Origin of the sequence: Pseudomonas sp. PWP3-1b2 (genome assembly GCF_049896045.1) — a bacterium.
Classification (GTDB): Bacteria; Pseudomonadota; Gammaproteobacteria; order Pseudomonadales; family Pseudomonadaceae; genus Aquipseudomonas; species Aquipseudomonas antarctica_B.
This window is the reverse complement of the sequence record NZ_JAFCTN010000007.1, coordinates 155,297-172,621: the sequence shown is the minus strand read 5'-3', so window position 1 is coordinate 172,621 and position 17,325 is coordinate 155,297. Positions and strand designations below refer to the sequence as shown.

The window sequence follows — 17,325 nt, the reverse complement described above, 5'->3', positions numbered from 1 at the left end:
GTAGTTTCGAACTTAGCGAGGCAGTGAAGGAAGTGGAGCGGGCACACCGGCTGGCAAGGGTGTTTGGGCCACGTTGAAAACGGCAGCCAATGTGGCGTAGTAGCCGTCGAGCGCCACAAAGTCGATGACGCCGCGGTCACCCCACTTCTGATGGACGCGCTGGTAAGTCGCGTCGCTCACACTCTTGTTGCGGTGCAACTCGTCAAAAAAGTCATAGAGCGCTTCTTCGTCCGATGGCATACCCACAGGTCGTTGGCCTTCGGCCAGTGCTCTTATAAGCGTCGACGAAAGTCCAGCCTTGGGCGCTAGCTTTTCATGCGCATGCCATTCGTTCTGGTTGCTCCAATGGCGCAGAGTCATCAGGATCACAAATTCAGCCAGACGAGGTTCGAGCCCAGCGTGATAGCGAAGGTATGCGCCGGTATCCTGCAAGCGGTTGAGAAGTTCAGGGTCGCGCAGCAATACGCTGGTGCCGATGCTGCGCGGTGAACCGCCAGGTGGCACAGATTTGGCGACTAGATCGATGGCGTTTTTCTGCGCCGCAGTAAGCGTTTCAGGGGCAAGAGGCGGCATTCTGTCAGCGGCCATCGCTGAGACGCTGACTGCACCAATGCATCCGGCCAGGAGGAAGGAGCGTAGTTTCATGTTTTATCTCTCGTTGCTGAGCGTGAATCTGCATGAGATGTTTTCAAGGCAGACTAGATACCTTTAGTGACCAGGCGGAATTTAGTCTATTGAGGGGGAAACGCTGAATCCAACACCCTTTATTGATGCACGCAATCTGATTTGGTTATCGCTTCAGGGGCTTTTCATCCTGGCCTGTAGGCAACGCGAATCGACAGCGGTACTTAGTTCATGAACATCCGACGCAAGCCATCGTTATGCTGATTAACGACCGTGGCATTAAGATCATCGCTGCTGGAACGGCATATCTGTCATCGATGCAGACTTCCGACTTAAACATCGCCAACTAAGTGTGAGCCGGGCGCCAAAACACGCTTGAATCAATGATAGGCGTCGCAAGGCTTGTATAAATACTTACTTGGTCAGCCCCAGTTGAACGCGAGCTTCCATGGCCGTGGCAATTCGTCCGCCCATTGATTTAACGATGTCACATGCTCGCTCAACAAGTTCTGCGTTGTCTTTTGCCAGAACGCCTTTAGCGATATAAATGTTGTCCTCAAGTCCCACACGAACATGCCCGCCACAGAGCCACGCTTGAGCAACCATTGGAAACTCATCACGTCCAATTCCAAAGGCACCCCACATAGCATTAACGGGTAACAGGCTTCGTGCATAAAGCATTGTCTCAGGCGTAGCTGGAAAACCATACTTCACCCCTAAAACGAACGTCCACAGGCCCGGCCCTTCCAATGTACCGTCCGCCATGAGGTCGAGTGCCAGACGTATATCACCAGAGTCAAAAATTTCGAGCTCCGGTTTAACGCCAGCCTCGCGAATGATCGATGCCATTCGCCTAACATTTTTGGGTGTGTTGATCACGACTTGACTGCCCGAATTCATCGTATTCAGGTCAAGCGAGCAGATGTCCGGTTTCAACGCAGCTATGTGCTCCACCCGACGATGAGGGGGAAGCAATGTGGTTCCCGGCCCAGCTACACGTGGATCCATATCGCCTGGAACAAAGCGACCTCCTGGCCCCGTTGTGAGATTGATGATGAGGCCTTTATTGTCTTTGCGGATCAACTCCATGACCTCTCTGTACAGAGACAGATCCATGGACGGTTGACCGCTCTGCGGGTCTCGAACGTGGATGTGAGCAACGGCTGCGCCAGCCTCGGCGGCCTCCAAAGCGGATGTGGCGATCTGCTGGGGTGTCACAGGCAAGCCTGGATGTTGTTCAGGCTTCGTCAGGTTGCCGGTAATCGCACACGTGACAATCGTCTTTTGGTTGTTCATTTTCCGTCCTTAATTCAGTTGGCGTCCGCCGTCGACGACTATGTTCACCCCAGTGCTGAATTTGAGATGGGTTGCACAGGCTGCGACGGCAGCCGCAACATCATCCGGGGTACCGATGCGTGAGAGAGGCGTTGTTGCTGCGACCTTGCTGTTGAAATCCGCGCCGCGTCCCGGGACAAAGTGAGTATCAACCACGCCGGGCGAAACGTTCAGGATGCGGATTGTTGGTGCGAGCGCGCGTGCGAGCGCAACGGTCATGACATCGAGACCAGCCTTTGCGGCGCAGTACGCGATATTGCTTCCCTGCCCTGTTGTGGCCGACACCGATGACAGATTTACCACCAACCCATCACCCGAGGCTTCCAGCAAGCCGCGAAAGGCGCGAATAGCCGCGAACTGGGCGCGCCAGTTCACTTTCATGATGTTGTCGATCAAATCGTCGTCAAGCATATCGAGGTCGCCGTGCGGGACCGGTTGGGTATAGCCTGCGGCATTGATCAAAATGTCAGCGCGGCCGAAAACACTTCGCGCTTTTTCTGCCAGTGCCGTCAGCGTGGCACTTTCGAGCAGCGATGCAGTGGCAGCCAAATGGCCGACGCCGACCAGCGAGTCAACCACACGTTGCGCACGGCTAATGTCGCCGTGGCCGCAAACGATCACTGTCGCACCCGCATCTGCAAGCCTACGGGCGACCGCTGCACCAATGCCGCCTGTACCGCCGATAACCACAGCAACTTTTTTATTAAGCATGTTTTCCAAGTTCCACCCGCTTTTCTGAATACAGAAAGTTTAATTAGGCGACAGTAAAATCCATTCAAGCTGGCGCCTTTAAATGAAGGTTTTTAGCGCCTTTAAACTAGTCAAGCGTGTGAACTTAAGAGAGCATTCGCGAGGACGGAACGCTCGTTGATAACGTCGTAAGCTCGATATTCTTGTCCCGGCGCTGGCGTAGACATGGCCGCCATGAAGATGTTGTCGGACTGTATGAAATTGATTTTCAGCGACGTTGACTGGCACGTCCAAAACAATAATTGTCTCGACCCAATACCTTAAAAGCATTGCGCTTAGCGGACGTGCCAACAAACAGTCTTGATTGGCTAGAAGTTTTTGTCAGGCATGTATACTTTGGAGCAAAGTGATTGTCTCAAGGCCCACGGCAAAGCGGGGGCTCCTGATCAATAGGCCGACACGGCCAAACAACCAACGAGAGCGCCACGTAAGCCTATGGACTTGAGACAGTTGAAATATTTCAAAGCATTGGCCGTGCACCAGCACTTTGGCCGTGCCGCCACCGTGTTGCATATTGCGCAGCCTGCTTTAAGCAGACAAATTCAGTTGCTTGAGTCCGAACTAGGGGTGCGCCTGGTAAGTCGGCATTCAAGAGGCGCATCGCTGACCGCTGAGGGAGAGCTGTTGCTTGAGCGCGCCACCTTTCTACTTCGTTATGCCGAACAGATAAAAATCGATATCGTTGAACTTCAAGCCTCTCCACGAGGCCCGGTCGTTCTCGGACTTCCTCCCGCCTTGGCAAGTTTCATCGTGCCCCCGTTGGTGGCTAAAATGAGGACTCGCTACCCCGACATACATCTTCGAATCCATGAGAGTTTTGCCCCGGTTCTCTGCGATGCGCTCGAGCAGGGCACGATTGATTTCGCAGTGTTAAGTGGCCCGATCGTGGCCACGCCTCTCATTCAGGTAATGCCGTTACTGAATGAAAAAATTTGTGCGGTAGGTCGCTTCGATGACGAACGCTTACCGAATGGCCCCATCAACATCGCAAGTTTGCAAGGCATACCGCTCGTACTGACGGGAGTGATGACATCGGGTGTGCGCCTCGCGCTCGACCGCGCGTGCGCCATGGCTGGGGTGACGCTCGATGTTTTGATCGAGGTTGAGAGCGCGACCTTGGCAGCCCAGTTAGTAAAGGACGGCGTGGGATGGACGATTCACTACGCGGCAGCCGTCGCTCTTGACGTTGAAGACAAGACGCTGCGAGTCGCGCCAATCGAAGGGCTCATCTTGCGACGCTACCTTGCTCAGGCGGTTCTGCGTCCACCTTCGAAGGCGACCGTGGCAATGATTTCCTTGCTTCACGAGACGGCTGCGTCACTGGTACAAGACGGGCAGTGGCCAATGGCCGAGATGGTTTCTCCGAGCGGCGTCTAACCTTGGCCAGCGCTGCTCCTTCCCGGGGCTTATGGCCGCTCTGTTTATGCGTCTGCCTGTCGACGTGGTCGCGATAATCTGAGAAAAGCTCAGGCACGAAGAGTCTCTGAAGCGTATGGCAACCTGGGAGCGGCGGGTTCAGTAACGCTTTGCTTGGCAATGCACAAGTTGCCAGATTTCTCCAGACCCAAAAAGCCAAAAGCCCGCAATTACGCGGGCTCCGGAGCATTTCTTGCTAGATCGTGCCGGACAATGCCGGACGTCCGATCATTCCCACTCGAACATAAACAACCATAAAAAGTCTTTACAAATCATATTGTTATTTTAATTTTTTCAGTTGATACCACGAAAAATGCCATTAACGAAAAGCTGTTTTCGCACGCACTGCATTACTCATGTGTTGCAGTCATCGGTTAGGAGCAAAAACTTGCGTTTTGCCTCTTCTTTCCTCTTTCAGTTCAAATAGCCCTTGCTGGAGCGCAAGCCTGACGGCATGTAGGAAAACCTCCTGCAACACCGTCGACGGCGGCGTAGGATCTACCGGGACATTTCACCGGCGAGACCATAAGACCGTGCGCCGCATCAACAGGGCAAATGCCTCGTGCGCTACGAGGCCCCTAAAATCAGCACAATCCCGCTAATGAGGCGCGAGCATTCTTGGATATGCTCGATCCAGGTATTAATATCTAGCAAACTATCTGATTCGCTTGCCTCAGCACTCGCAATACGCGTGAAGATCGTCACATTCCTGAGCGTTTTCCTGAGCGTTGTTATCGCCGCCTTGCCCGTCACGGAACTTTCGGACTAAGCCTCAATCAGAGCGCATGACTGAATGTAGGAAATTTCGTTTCTGCTCGTCGAAACCCTTACATTTTTCTATTTTCTTCAGTGCCACTGCCGTTCCAGGCGGTTCACTTATTGTGCCTCTGATTCTGATCACAAGGATGTGAAATGCCCGCGGACTCACGCTGCCCACTGCACAAGCCAAGCCCCTCTCGATATGTCGTGGGGCTGGCCCGCTTGTCGTCGATGAATGCAAGACACCTCGCGCTGACGGCGCTGGCAGTGTGGACACTCTTTACGATCGCCGCCGCTCAGGCTGCCGGGCCTGAAGAGGAATTACTGCGTCAGCAGGAGCGTGAGCGCGCGCTGCGTGATCAGTTGGAATCGCGGCCCGATGTGCGGCTTCAGGCACCTGCGCTCGACGAAGGCGGCTCTCGTCTTCCTGTAAAAGAAGCACCCTGCTTCGCCATTAAAGACATCCGCCTGATTGGCGACGCATCCGAGAAGTTTCAATGGGCGCTGAAGGCCGCCAACCCCGAGGACGACCCCGCCGTGGGGCGTTGCCTGGGTGGCGCGGGTATCAACATGACGATGAAGCGCATGCAGAATGCGATCATCCAGGCGGGATTTGTCACCACCCGCGTGCTTGCCGAAGCGCAGGACCTCAACAGCGGAATTCTGGTGCTGACAATCGTGCCGGGGCGCATCCGCGAAATCCGCTTTGCCGAAGGCACCAGCCGTCGCGCCACCCTGTGGAATGCGATGCCTGCCAACCCCGGCGACCTGCTTAACCTGCGCGATATCGAACAGGCGCTGGAAAACTTCAAGCGCGTGCCCACTGCCGACGCCGACATTCAGATCACCCCCACCCTGGCGGCTGATGCCAAGCCCGGCGAAAGCGATGTGGTGATCAAATGGAGCCAGCAGTTTCCGGCCCGCGTGAGCCTGTCCTTCGACAACTCGGGCAGCAAATCCACAGGCAAGTATCAGGGCAATGTGTCGCTGTCGCTGGACAACCTGCTGTCGCTCAACGACTTGTTCTACGCCAGCTTCAACCACGACCTGGGCGGCGGCGAGTCCGGCCGACACGGCTCCAATGGCAATACGCTCCACTACTCGCTGCCGATGGGTTACTGGCAACTGGCGTTCACCACCAGCGAGTACAACTACGAGCAGTCGGTCGCCGGCGCTACCCAGACGTACCAGTATCGAGGCGAAAGCCGTACCAACGATCTGCGCCTGTCGCGTCTGCTTTACCGCGATGCCGTGCGCAAGACCACGGCGTGGGGTGGCCTATGGACACGGTCTTCTGAAAACTTCATCGACGACACCGAGATCGGCAACCAGGATCGGCGCATGGCGGGCTGGCAGCTCGGCCTGGATCACCGGGAATTTATCGGCACCTCTATTCTGGACCTTGGCGTCGCCTACCGTCGCGGCACCGGCGCACATGATTCGTTGTCGGCACCCGAAGAAGCCTCTGGAGCCGGCACATCCCGCTCGCAGATCATCACCGCCGACGCCCAGTTCCAAGTGCCCTTCACCATCAGCGACCAGCGTCTGCGCTATATCGGCAGTTGGCGGTCGCAGTGGAACCGCACGCCGTTGGTGCCGCAGGACCGCTTCTCGATTGGCGGACGTTACAGCGTGCGCGGGTTTGACGGCGAAAACATTCTTTCTGCCGATCGCGGCTGGACACTGCGCAACGAAGTCGGCCTGGCGCTGGGGCAAACCGGCCAGGAGCTTTACACCGGTGTCGACTACGGCGAAGTCAGCGGTCAGGCCAGTAAGTTCCTGATTGGTAAACGACTGGCGGGGGCTGTGGTGGGTGTGCGTGGTGGTTACAAGGGCCTGTCTTATGACTGGTCGGTAGGCACACCGCTCAAGAAGCCCGATGGCTTCAAGACTGCCAACGTGACCAGCGACTTTACCGTCATCTGGTCGTTCTGAGGGGTAATGCCATGCGTTTTGAAACCCTGGACATCACGGCACCCGGCCTGATTGACGAGCCTTGGAACGAGGCGGCGGTGCTGGGCTCGGTCACTTGGTTGTGGATGCATTCCAGCGCTCACCGGGATGCGCCACTGCACAGCTTACCGACACTTCTGCTGCCGGCGCTCAAGCATCGCCAATTCGTGCTGGGCAGCGAGCACGGCAAGCCGGTGTGCTACCTCTCTTGGCTTAACGTCGATGTGGCAGCGGAACAACGCTATTTGCAGCAATCACCGTTGACATTGAGCGAGGCGGACTGGAATTGCGGCGAGCGCCTCTGGCTCAACGACTGGGTCGCGCCGTTTGGCCATACGGCCACCTTTACCCGAATCCTCCAGCGCCACCTGTTCGCCAACCGATGCGGTCGCGCGCTGTATCACCGGGGCGACGAGCGAGGCCTGCAAATCAAGACATTCCAGGGCATCGGTGTGATCCCTGAACAGGCCAGAGCCTGGTTTGCAGCTCACCCGGTTGCCACAGCACCGTAACTTCAACTTTTGTATCGCGGGCCGGCTCCGCAAATGGAATTGCTATGAACAAGCACCTGTACCGAATTGTTTTCAACAAGGCACGCGGGCTGTTGATGGTGGTGGCGGAGAACGTCACCAGCCAGGTCAAGGCGCCGGGCACTCGCGTCAGCCTCACCACCGCCGCCGCGGGCTGCACGGCAACGCTCGGGCCGATGCGTTTTGCATTGATGATCGCGCTCGGGCTAGTGTCCTGGAGCGCTGTACCGGTGTGGGCGGCGGGCACGATTGTGGCCGATCCGACTGCCGCAGCCGGCCAGCGTCCGACGGTGATTCAAAGCGCCAACGGCACGCCGCAGGTGAATATTCAGGCGCCCAGCGCGGCCGGGGTTTCGCGTAACACCTACAATCAATTCGATGTCGACCCGCGCGGCGTCATCCTCAACAACAGCGGCGCCAACACCCAAACGCAACTGGGTGGCTGGATCGAAGGCAACGCAGCGATGGCCAAAGGCAGCGCGCGGGTCATCCTCAATGAGGTCAACGCCAGCAACCCCAGCCAGTTACGCGGCTATGTCGAAGTCGCCGGGCAACGCGCCCAGGTGGTCATCGCCAACCCGGCCGGCATTACCTGCGACGGTTGCGGCTTCATCAACGCCAACCGTGCGACCCTGACCACCGGTCAGGTGCAGCTGGAGAACGGCAGCATCAGCGGCTACACCGTGAACGGCGGCACCCTGAACATTCAGGGCAAGGGCCTTGATAGCCGCGACGCCGATTACACCGACCTGATTGCCCGTACCGTGCAGGTCAATGCGGGTATCTGGGCCAATGACCTTAAGGTCACCGCCGGACGCAATCAGGTCAACGCCGATAACACCCAGGCCAAGCCTCAGGCCAGCGCCGACGGCGACAAGCCAGCCGTCGGCATCGATGTGGCGCAATTGGGCGGAATGTACGCCGGGAAGATCGTGCTGGTGGGGACCGAATCGGGTGTCGGCATGCGCAATGCCGGGCAAATTGGCGCCATGGCGGGTGAAGTGGTCGTCAGCGCAGACGGCAAACTGCACAACATGGGCACAATCAGCGGCACCACAGCCACCCGTATCACTGCCACAAGCGTTGACAATAGCGGCTCGCTTTACGCCAAGGGCGATTTGAACCTCACCAGCTCCGGGGATATCGATAACAGCGGCACCATTGCCAGCCAGAATCAAACAGCCCTCAGCGCCAAATCGATTCGTAGCACCCAGGGCTCAAGCCTGGCGGCGGGCGCAGGCGTGGATGGCAAACTGGGCAGCAGCGGCAACCTTGCGGTGCGCGCCACCCACGTCAAAGCGCAGGGTCAAAACCTGGCGGCAGGCGATGTCAGCATCCAGGCCGATGATCTGGACCTCAGCGGCAGCCAGACTCAAGGCCGCAATGTCACCCTGACCGCCAACAACGGCGATAGCAACCTCAGTGGCAGCCGCGTGGATGCCAGCCAGACCCTCGCGGCCAACGCGACAAAAACCCTGCGAACAGACAGCGCCAGCGTCAACGCCGACAACCTGCAACTGAACGCCAGCGACCTGTCCAACGTCGGCGGCGAACTGGTGCAGACCGGCGTCGCCGACACCTCGATAAACGCCAGCGCGACCCTCGACAACCGCAGTGGACGCATTGCCTCCAACGCCAACAATGCACGGCTCAGCGCCAGCCGCGTCGACAACAGCGGCGGCACCATCGAGCATGCCGGCAAGGGTTCGCTGGGCATTCAGGCCAACCAACTCGGCAGTACCAAAGGCAGCATTGCCAGTAATGGCAGCGTGTCGATCAAGGCTGACGACGTGGTGCTGGATGAAGGTCTGGCCCAGGGCCAACAGCTCACACTCCAGGCCCGCACCCTGTCCAATCAATACGGGCGCATTCTGCAAACGGGGCTGGAGCCTTTACAGATCAATGTCAGCGAGCAATTCAACAATCAGAACGGCCAGGTCAGCAGCCCAGGCGCTGTGGCGATCAACGTTGGCACGCTGAATAATAAGAACGGCAAAGTTGTTGCAACCGACGGCGGCCTGCTGACGGTGACCGCCAGTGATCTGATCGACAACAGCGGCGGCACGCTGGCGGCCAGCGGCACCGCGCAACTGAACGGCGCACGCCTGGAAAACACCCAAGGCACCGTCAGCGCCGGTGGCGAGCTGCAAGCGCAGTTCAGCCAGTTGAACAACATCGGCGGCACGCTCGCGTCTACCCAGCGCATGGCGATCATCGCCGGGCAGTTCAACAACACCAATGGTGTGCTCGGCTCGGTGCAGTCCGGCCTTTCGGTCAACGTGACCAACGGCGCGCTGACCAACAATGGCGGGCGTCTGGAAGCCCAGGGTGACATCGCCGTTACAGCTCAGGGCCTGGATAACCGCAGTGGTGTGATCAGCGGTCAGGCATTGGACCTCAACAGTAACGGCGCTCTGGCCGTCAACAGCGACGGTACACTCGACGCCCGCGCCACCCTCGACCTGCGCAGCGGCGAGTTGCGTAACGCGGCGGGCTTGATTCAGTCCACAGGCAAGCTGTTTATCGACACCGGCAGCCAGGCGCTGAACAACCTGCAATCCGGCACCACCAAAGGCATCAGCGGCCAGGATGCCGTGGAAATCCGTAGCGACAGCCTCAACAACAGCGCAGGCTTTTTGAGCGCCAAGGGCAACCTGTTGCTCAACGCCAGCGACGTGGCCAACACCGACGGTGGCCAGATCATTGGCGAGAAAACCGTCCACATCGAAGGCGCACAACTGGACAACCGTGGCGGCCAATTGCAAAGCCTCGGCGACGTTGAACTGGTGCTGGGCCAGACCCTTAACAATCAGGGCGGTCTGGTGCGCAGTGCCGGCGCATTGAGCCTGAGCACCGACGCGCTCGACAACAGCTCCACGCAGGGCACCAACCAAGGCCTTGAAGGCCGCAGCATGAACCTGGCGGTCAACACCCTCAACAACCAGAGCGGTGCTTTACGCACCGATGAAGGTCTATTGCTGGGCGTGAGCCAGACGCTGAATAACCAGAACGGGCTGATCTCTTCGACCGGCGACCTGACGATCAGCGACCGCGATACCGCGCAGCGTCGCCAATCGGTGAATAACCTCGACGGCACGCTGATTGCGGGCAAGCTGCTGTCGCTCAACGCCGCGTATTACAGCGGCACGGGCCGGGCGCTGAGCCTGGGTGACATCAACTTCAGGTTGCAGAGCGGCCTTGATTTGAGCGGGCAGATTCAGGCCAACAACAACGTTGATCTGAGCACCGCAGGGGCGCTCAACAACACCGGGCGTTTACTGGCGGGCAGGTCGCTGCTGGTCGGCGCACAGACGCTCGACAACAGCGCCAACGCCGAAATCAGTGCGGGCCAGGTGCGCCTGAACGCCGCCGACACGCTGACCAATCGTGGGCTGATCGACGGCCAGCAAGTCCGCGTGCAGGCAGCGACGCTGAATAACCTCGGCACCGCGCGCCTGTATGGCGACCAACTGGCGATAGCCACCTCGACGTTGAACAACCTCGATGAAAATGGCACCGCAGCAACGATAGCAGCCCGTGAGTCACTGAATATCGGCACCGGTACTCTGAATAACCGTGAGGAGTCGCTGATCTTCAGTGCTGGCGACCTCGCCATTGGCGGGACCTTGAGCACGCTCGACACCGCTGAGGGTCGCGCTCAATTGCTGACCAATGCCAGCGCGACCCTCGAAGCGCTTGGCGATCTGTCTTTGAACGTACAAAGCGTGCGCAACACCAACGAACATTTCAGCACGCGCGATGTTGAGGTCAGTCGAACACCCGAGCAGGAATTTCAACTCACCGGCTCGACCAACCGCTACCAAGCCAACGAGATCTCCCTGCGTCACGATGAGGTGAATTACCTAGTCACACCCGAGGGCCAGCGCGACAACTGGAACCGCTACGACTACACCCGCGTCGTCAACGAAACCCAGATCGCCACCTCGGCCCCGGCGCAGATCCTGTCTGGCGGGACAATGCAGATCAGCGCCGGCGACGTGCTCAACGACAAGAGCCGCATCATCGCCGGCGGACTATTGCAGGCAGACGTCACCAGCCTGACCAACACCGAAGTGTCGGGCCAGCGCACCACCGTCGACAGCGGCAGCGTCACCAACTTCTACCGCATCCAGCGCAAGGGCCGCGACCGGCAAGGCGCGAACACCGCAGCCTATACCCCTGCCCCGCTGATTCAGGATATTTCCCTGCAACCTACCGTCTTCGCGCAGAACACAGCGGTCAGCGGCACGGGCACCCAGATCAGCGCACGCGGTACTCAGGCCGTCGGCCAGCAGATCGCTTCCACCGGTACGGTCAGCGCTCCGGCCGCCCGTACCTTTCAAGTAGCTCCGATCGTTCAGGTGGCAGCGCAGACCACCCAGAACGCACAAGGCGTGGCCGAGCAAATTCGCACCGGGGGCCCGTCCCTGGAATTGCCGAATAACAGCCTGTTCACCACCCATCCGCAGACCACCAGCAATTACCTGATCGAAACCGACCCGCGTTTCGCCAGCTATCGCACCTGGCTGTCGTCGGATTACATGCTGGAGCGTTTGCAAGTCGACCCTGCCTTGACCCAGCAGCGCCTTGGCGATGGCTTCTATGAGCAGAAACTGATTCGCGAACAGGTCGCGCAACTCACTGGTCGGCGCTTTCTCGACGGCTACGCCAACGACGAAGCGCAATACCGGGCGCTGATCGACAACGCCGTCACCCTGGCCAATCAATGGCAACTGGTGCCCGGCGTCGAGCTCTCCCCCGAGCAGATGGCTCAACTGACCAGCGACATCGTCTGGCTGGTACAAAAAAAGGTCACCCTCGCCAACGGCGAAACCCGCAACGTGCTGGTGCCACAGGTCTATGTGCGGGTGCAGGAAAGCGACCTTAACGGCTCTGGCTCGCTGATTGCCGGGCAACGCCTGAACCTGAACATTGCCGGTGATCTGGTCAACAGCGGCAGCCTGGCCGGGCGCAGCGTGATGGCGATTACCGCGCAGAACATCGAAAACCTCGGCGGCCGCATCCAGGCCGACAAGGTCTCGCTGACAGCACGGGAAAACCTCGACAACCTCGGCGGCCTGATCGGCGCGACAGACAGCCTCGCCATCAACGCCGGGCAAAACGTCAACGTTGTGTCCAGCAGTCGCGACAGCAGCAGTGCCCAAGGCACACGAACCAACCTGTCACGCGTGGCCGGCCTGTTCGTCAGCGGCGCTGACGGCACCATGGACGTCAACGCGGGCAAAGACCTCAACCTGACCGGCGCTCAGGTGGTCAGCGCAGGCGCCGGCGGCAGTACCTCGCTGCAAGCAGGCAACAACATCAACCTGACCACCGTTGGCGAAGCCCATCAGCAATCGGTTAACTGGAATGGCAGCAACTGGCGCAAAGACGCCAGCCAGACCGAAGTCGGCTCAACCATTCAAGGCCAAGGCGATGTACGCCTCAGTGCCGGGCAGGACCTCAATGCCCGAGGCGCAAGCGTCACCAGTCAGCAAGGTGCAATCATCGCCGACGCCGGGCGCGACGTGAACCTGACCGCTGCGCAAAACACCCAGTTCGCCGATGAAGCGCACAAATTCAAAGGCAGCAACGGCCTGTTCTCCAGCAAGACCACCACCACACGCGACACCGTCAACCAGACCCAGGCGCAGGGCTCGACGCTGAGTGCCGAGAAAACCTATGTGCAGGCCGGTCGCGACATCAACGTCAGCGGCAGCAACGTGGTGTCCACCAACCAGACCGTCCTGGCGGCTGACAACAACATCAATATCGAAGCCGCGACGGAAAGCAGCAGCGAACGTCACGACAAGTCAGTCAAGAAAAGCGGCCTGTTCAGCGGCGGCGGCATCGCGGTCACGCTCGGCACACAGCAGCAGACGGTCAAGGACCTCACCACCAGCCAGACCGCCGCGGCGAGTACCGTGGGCTCGACCAAGGGAGATGTGCTGATGGAAGCGGGCAAAGGCTACCGCCAGGTGGGCAGCCAGGTGAGCGCGCCCGAAGGCAGCGTCGATATCACCGGGCAAACCATCGATGTCGTTGAAGCCCGCAACACCAGCAAGCGCGAACGTGAAACCCTGTTCAAACAGACCGGGTTCACTCTGACGGTGACTAACCCTGTCATCAGTGCAATCCAGACCACCCAGCAGATGAAGCAGGCATCGGAGAAAACCGATGACGGGCGCATGAAGGCGCTGGCAGCGGCCACGGTCCTGCTGGCCGGTAACAACGCCGCCACGGCGGTGGCAATGGACCCTGGCGCGGCAGGCGGTATCAACATCAGCCTGTCGCTGGGCACCAAGAAGAACGAAAGCAAAACCACCCAGACCAGCGACAGCGCCGCCGGCTCGACCATCACCGCTGGTCAAGACGTGCGCCTGCGCGCGACTGGCGCAGGTGCAGACAGCAACATCACGGTCCAAGGCAGCCAGATCAAGGCCGGACGTGACGCCAGCCTGATGGCCGACGGCGACATCAACCTGCTCGCCGCCAACAACACCAGCCAGCAAAACACCGACAGCAAAGGCAGCAGCGCCAGCATCGGTATCGGCCTCTCGCTGGGCGGTAGCAGAAACGGCTTTACCCTGGACCTGGGTGCCACCGGAAACCGGGGCCAGGCCGACGGCGACGAGCTGACCCATACCAATACCAAAGTGGAGGCTGGCAACCAGTTGCTGCTGTCATCCGGCGGCGACACGCAGCTTAAGGGGGCGGTGGCCAGTGGCAAAAAAGTCATCGCCGACGTCGGCGGCGATCTTAATATCGAAAGCCTGCAAGACACCAACACGTACAAAGTCGATGAAAAGAGCCTGGGCATCGGCATCAGTCTTTGTATTCCACCGTTCTGCTACGGCATGAGCTCGATAAGCGGTGCCAGCGCAAACTTCGGCGCAACCAACATCGACTCCAACTACGCCAGTGTCACCGAACAATCGGGCATCAAGGCTGGCGATGACGGTTTCGACATCAACGTGCGGGGCAACACCGATTTGGTCGGCGGCGTGATCGCCAGCAGCGACAAGGCCGTGCAGGACGGCAAAAACAGCCTGGTCACCTCCAGCCTCACCAGCCGCGACATCAAGAACAAGGCGGATTACGACGCCAATACCGTGAGCCTGGGCGGCGGCTACAACGAAGTCGGCAAGGACCAGAAGGGCAACGCGCAGACTGGCGGCAAGGTGAACCCGGGCACCGACCTGGCCAAAAACGAGAACAACATCGGCGCCAACATGCCGATTGCCATCAGTGCCAGCGACAACGCCAGCAGCGTGACACGCAGCGGCATCAGTGGCGGTGCCGTCGTCATCACCGACGACGCTGAACAGCAGAAACGCACCGGCAAGACCGCTGAGCAAACCGTCGCCAGCCTCAACCGCGACGTGTCCAGTGACCGCGACGGCAGCAATTCGCTCAAACCGATCTTCGACGAAGATGAAATCCGCGCCGGTTTTGAGATCGTCAGCGCGTTCTCCAACGAAGCCAGTACCTTCCTTGCGAACAAAGCCAGGGAAGCGGACCTCAAACGCCAACAGGCAAAAGAGCTGCAGTCAAAAGCAGACAATCGTGACACGCCAATGAGTGACGCTGCGCGCCTGCAACTGCAGCTCCAGGCGCGGGAGTACTCGGCACAAGCCAACGCGATCTCCGAAAACTGGGGCGCAGGCGGTACCTATCGCCAGATCACTACCGCCCTGATCGGTGCTGCAGGCGGCAATATCAGCGCGGGCAACGCTGCCTTCGTGCAAGGTCTGGTGGTCAATTATGTACAGCAACGGGGCGCCGGCTACATCGGCGACCTGGTGGCCAAAGGCGAGCTCACCGAAGGCTCGCCACTGCACGCGGCCCTGCACGGCATCGTCGCTTGCGCAGGTGCCGCCGCCAGCAGCCAAAGTTGCGGCAGCGGCGCGGCAGGCGCGGCAGCATCAAGCCTGCTCACCGGCCTGTTCTCACAAAGCAGCCCCGACGAAAGCGAAGAGCAACGCGAAGCCAAACGCAACCTGATCGTCAGCCTGGTGACCGGCCTAGCAGCGACCGGCACCTCTATCGACCCGACCACCGCCAATACCGCGGCGGGTGCGGCGGTGGATAACAACTGGCTGGCGACTCAGCAGATCGTGCAGTTCAAGAAGGAATACGACGAAGCAAAAGGCGTGATTGCCGCTGGCAAAGTCGTTGCCAAATGGTCGTACATCAGCGGCCGGCAGGATGTCCTGACCCAATTCGGCATCGGCAAAGGGTTGGCCCAGTCAGGCTGGAATGACGTCACGGGCCTCGCCGAATTTGTTGCGCACCCCATCGAAGGACTTACCGGCCTTGGCCAACTGATTAATAACCCGGAGGCCAGAAAGCAGTTTGGCGACAGCGTCGTCAACGAACTCAACGTCAAGATAGAAACAATCAAGACCGCGCTGGAAGTCGGCGGCGACGAAAACGCCGAAGCCTTGGGCAAGGCCATCGGCGAAATCGCCTGGCAGGTCGGCAGCATTGCAACGGGCGTCGGCGGGGCTGCGAAGGGTGGCGTGGCGCTGGCCAAGGCGGGGATCAAGGTTGGAGCGCAGCAGCTTGAAAAGATGGTAGTAGACGGCGCCAAGCTGGCCAAGGTCGAAGCCTCCAAGACGAGTAACGCCTTGCCACATCGGCCTGTGGCCGATGCGCCAGAGACTACACCCACGCGCACTTCGGACGAGCTCGCGGGTAATAATAAACCCACGACAGACTCTCCCAATACAAATGAGAAACCTGAAACACCGCCAAACCCGGATAAGGCCGTGCCGGCAATGGACGAGTTTACGGTAAAGGCGTTCAATCCTTTCAGTAGCGACAAGTTCAAGGCGATGACGCCAGAGCAGCAAAAAAGCTTCCTCAAGGAATACAATAAACAGCTCCTAGCGCAGCAGAATGCTATCAACCGTATGACGGTGGAGGAGTTCAAGACTGCTCGGGATGCCTACGATAAGCTCGGACGCAATCCAGATGCCGCAGCCGCACAGCAGAAATTCGGCAAGGACTTCGAAAATGAAGTCAGAGGCAGTATCACTGAGTCATTAATGACCAAGGGTACCGACTTCAAGACTGCCTCTGCGCAAGCGGCCGTCAGAGCCAGAGAGATTCGTTCTGAGCTGGCAGCGCTGCACGATCCTGATATGGTCGCAGGTGGTTGGTTCAGTCACGAACCTGTCAGAATGGGCGATTCACTGATCAACTCGTCGATCGGAGGCAGCTGGCCGAGCCGCTTGAAAGCGTTGGATGAGGCAGTGTCTTCGGCCATCGCCAATGGTTCAGGGCAGGCGAAGATGAATGTCAGACTGGAGTTACTAAGAGGGCGTGGAAATTGAGAGACGAATTTTTTCAATCATTGATCGATAATCTAGGCGAACCAAACTCGCGTCGAGAAGTGCCCAAGTCAAGTATCGACAAGTATCGTTCAATATTACCCAAGGCCCTGCTTGGTTATTGGCAGAATGAAGGTTGGTGCTCTTATGCTGATGGGCTGTTCTGGATTGTAGATCCGGAGCCATACAAGACGACGCTCGATATGTGGCTGCAGGGCAGTGGCTTGGCAGAAGTCGACAACTATAATGTGATCGCCAGGGATGCATTTGGTTCGTTGTATGCATGGGGTGAGCGTTACCAGCGCAAAATTACAATATCAAGTCTAGCGGGCGGTATTGTTGCGCTGAAGAACCAATTGATTAAGCCCAACCCGGTCCCGGATAGAACGCTGGGTATATTCCTTGGTTCTACCAGTCGAGAAAGTCTCGACTTCGAGGACAATCAAGGCAAGCCGCTGTTCCAGCGCGCACTGGCAAAGCTTGGGCCGGTTGGCGAAGATGAGATGTACGCGTTCGAGCCCGCCCTTTGCATTGGAGGAAAGGCTGACCTGGAGCATATGAAAAAGGTGGATATCCATGTTCACCTGATGATTCTTGATCAATTACGACGTTGAATAAGATTA

At 58.7% G+C, this 17,325-nt stretch carries 8 protein-coding genes; 5 read left to right on the top strand and 3 right to left on the bottom strand.

The window, feature by feature from the left end; genetic code table 11:
• Positions 1-12: 12 nt before the first annotated feature.
• The 3 genes from ACP7A2_RS07410 to ACP7A2_RS07400 all read right to left on the bottom strand — a co-directional run bounded on the left by ACP7A2_RS07410 (position 13) and on the right by ACP7A2_RS07400 (position 2,670).
• Positions 13-645, bottom strand: coding sequence for a carboxymuconolactone decarboxylase family protein (locus ACP7A2_RS07410; RefSeq protein ID WP_426133681.1), 633 nt, complete (start codon positions 643-645; stop codon positions 13-15).
• 393 nt (positions 646-1,038) lie between these two features.
• Positions 1,039-1,920 carry a 3-keto-5-aminohexanoate cleavage protein gene (locus tag ACP7A2_RS07405; protein WP_426133680.1) on the bottom strand — a complete coding sequence of 294 codons (882 nt, stop codon included), beginning with the start codon at positions 1,918-1,920 and terminating at the stop codon, positions 1,039-1,041.
• A 9-nt stretch (positions 1,921-1,929) separates the two neighbouring features.
• Positions 1,930-2,670, bottom strand: a complete 741-nt coding sequence (locus tag ACP7A2_RS07400) for an SDR family NAD(P)-dependent oxidoreductase (RefSeq protein WP_426133702.1) — start codon at positions 2,668-2,670, stop codon at positions 1,930-1,932.
• Between the two features lie 489 nt (positions 2,671-3,159).
• Here ACP7A2_RS07400 and ACP7A2_RS07395 point away from each other — a divergent pair, with 489 nt between their 5' ends.
• The 5 genes from ACP7A2_RS07395 (at position 3,160) to ACP7A2_RS07375 (ending at position 17,316) form a co-directional block, all read left to right on the top strand.
• Positions 3,160-4,086, top strand: coding sequence for a LysR family transcriptional regulator (locus tag ACP7A2_RS07395; protein WP_426133679.1), 927 nt, complete (start codon positions 3,160-3,162; stop codon positions 4,084-4,086).
• A 1,029-nt stretch (positions 4,087-5,115) separates the two neighbouring features.
• A complete protein-coding gene (locus ACP7A2_RS07390) occupies positions 5,116-6,819 on the top strand; it encodes a ShlB/FhaC/HecB family hemolysin secretion/activation protein (protein ID WP_426133678.1) in 1,704 nt (567 codons plus the stop codon).
• Between the two features lie 11 nt (positions 6,820-6,830).
• The gene (locus ACP7A2_RS07385; RefSeq protein WP_426133677.1) at positions 6,831-7,349 is read left to right on the top strand and encodes a toxin-activating lysine-acyltransferase; all 519 of its coding nucleotides are present in this window, start codon (positions 6,831-6,833) and stop codon (positions 7,347-7,349) included.
• A 44-nt stretch (positions 7,350-7,393) separates the two neighbouring features.
• Entirely contained in the window at positions 7,394-16,705 is a 9,312-nt protein-coding gene (locus ACP7A2_RS07380) for a hemagglutinin repeat-containing protein (RefSeq protein ID WP_426133676.1), read from the top strand.
• Positions 16,702-17,316: a GAD-like domain-containing protein gene (locus ACP7A2_RS07375; protein ID WP_426133675.1), complete on the top strand. Its 615-nt coding sequence runs from the start codon at positions 16,702-16,704 to the stop codon at positions 17,314-17,316. The genes ACP7A2_RS07380 and ACP7A2_RS07375 overlap by 4 nt, the downstream gene beginning before the upstream one ends.
• Positions 17,317-17,325 lie beyond the last annotated feature (9 nt).

Coding starts and splice junctions, on each gene's coding strand:
- ACP7A2_RS07405 (WP_426133680.1), bottom strand. CDS start 1,920: ATGAACAACCAAAAGACGATTGTCACGTGTGCGATTACCGGCAACCTG.
- ACP7A2_RS07390 (WP_426133678.1), top strand. CDS start 5,116: ATGAATGCAAGACACCTCGCGCTGACGGCGCTGGCAGTGTGGACACTC.
- ACP7A2_RS07385 (WP_426133677.1), top strand. CDS start 6,831: ATGCGTTTTGAAACCCTGGACATCACGGCACCCGGCCTGATTGACGAG.
- ACP7A2_RS07380 (WP_426133676.1), top strand. CDS start 7,394: ATGAACAAGCACCTGTACCGAATTGTTTTCAACAAGGCACGCGGGCTG.
- ACP7A2_RS07400 (WP_426133702.1), bottom strand. CDS start 2,670: ATGCTTAATAAAAAAGTTGCTGTGGTTATCGGCGGTACAGGCGGCATT.
- ACP7A2_RS07410 (WP_426133681.1), bottom strand. CDS start 645: ATGAAACTACGCTCCTTCCTCCTGGCCGGATGCATTGGTGCAGTCAGC.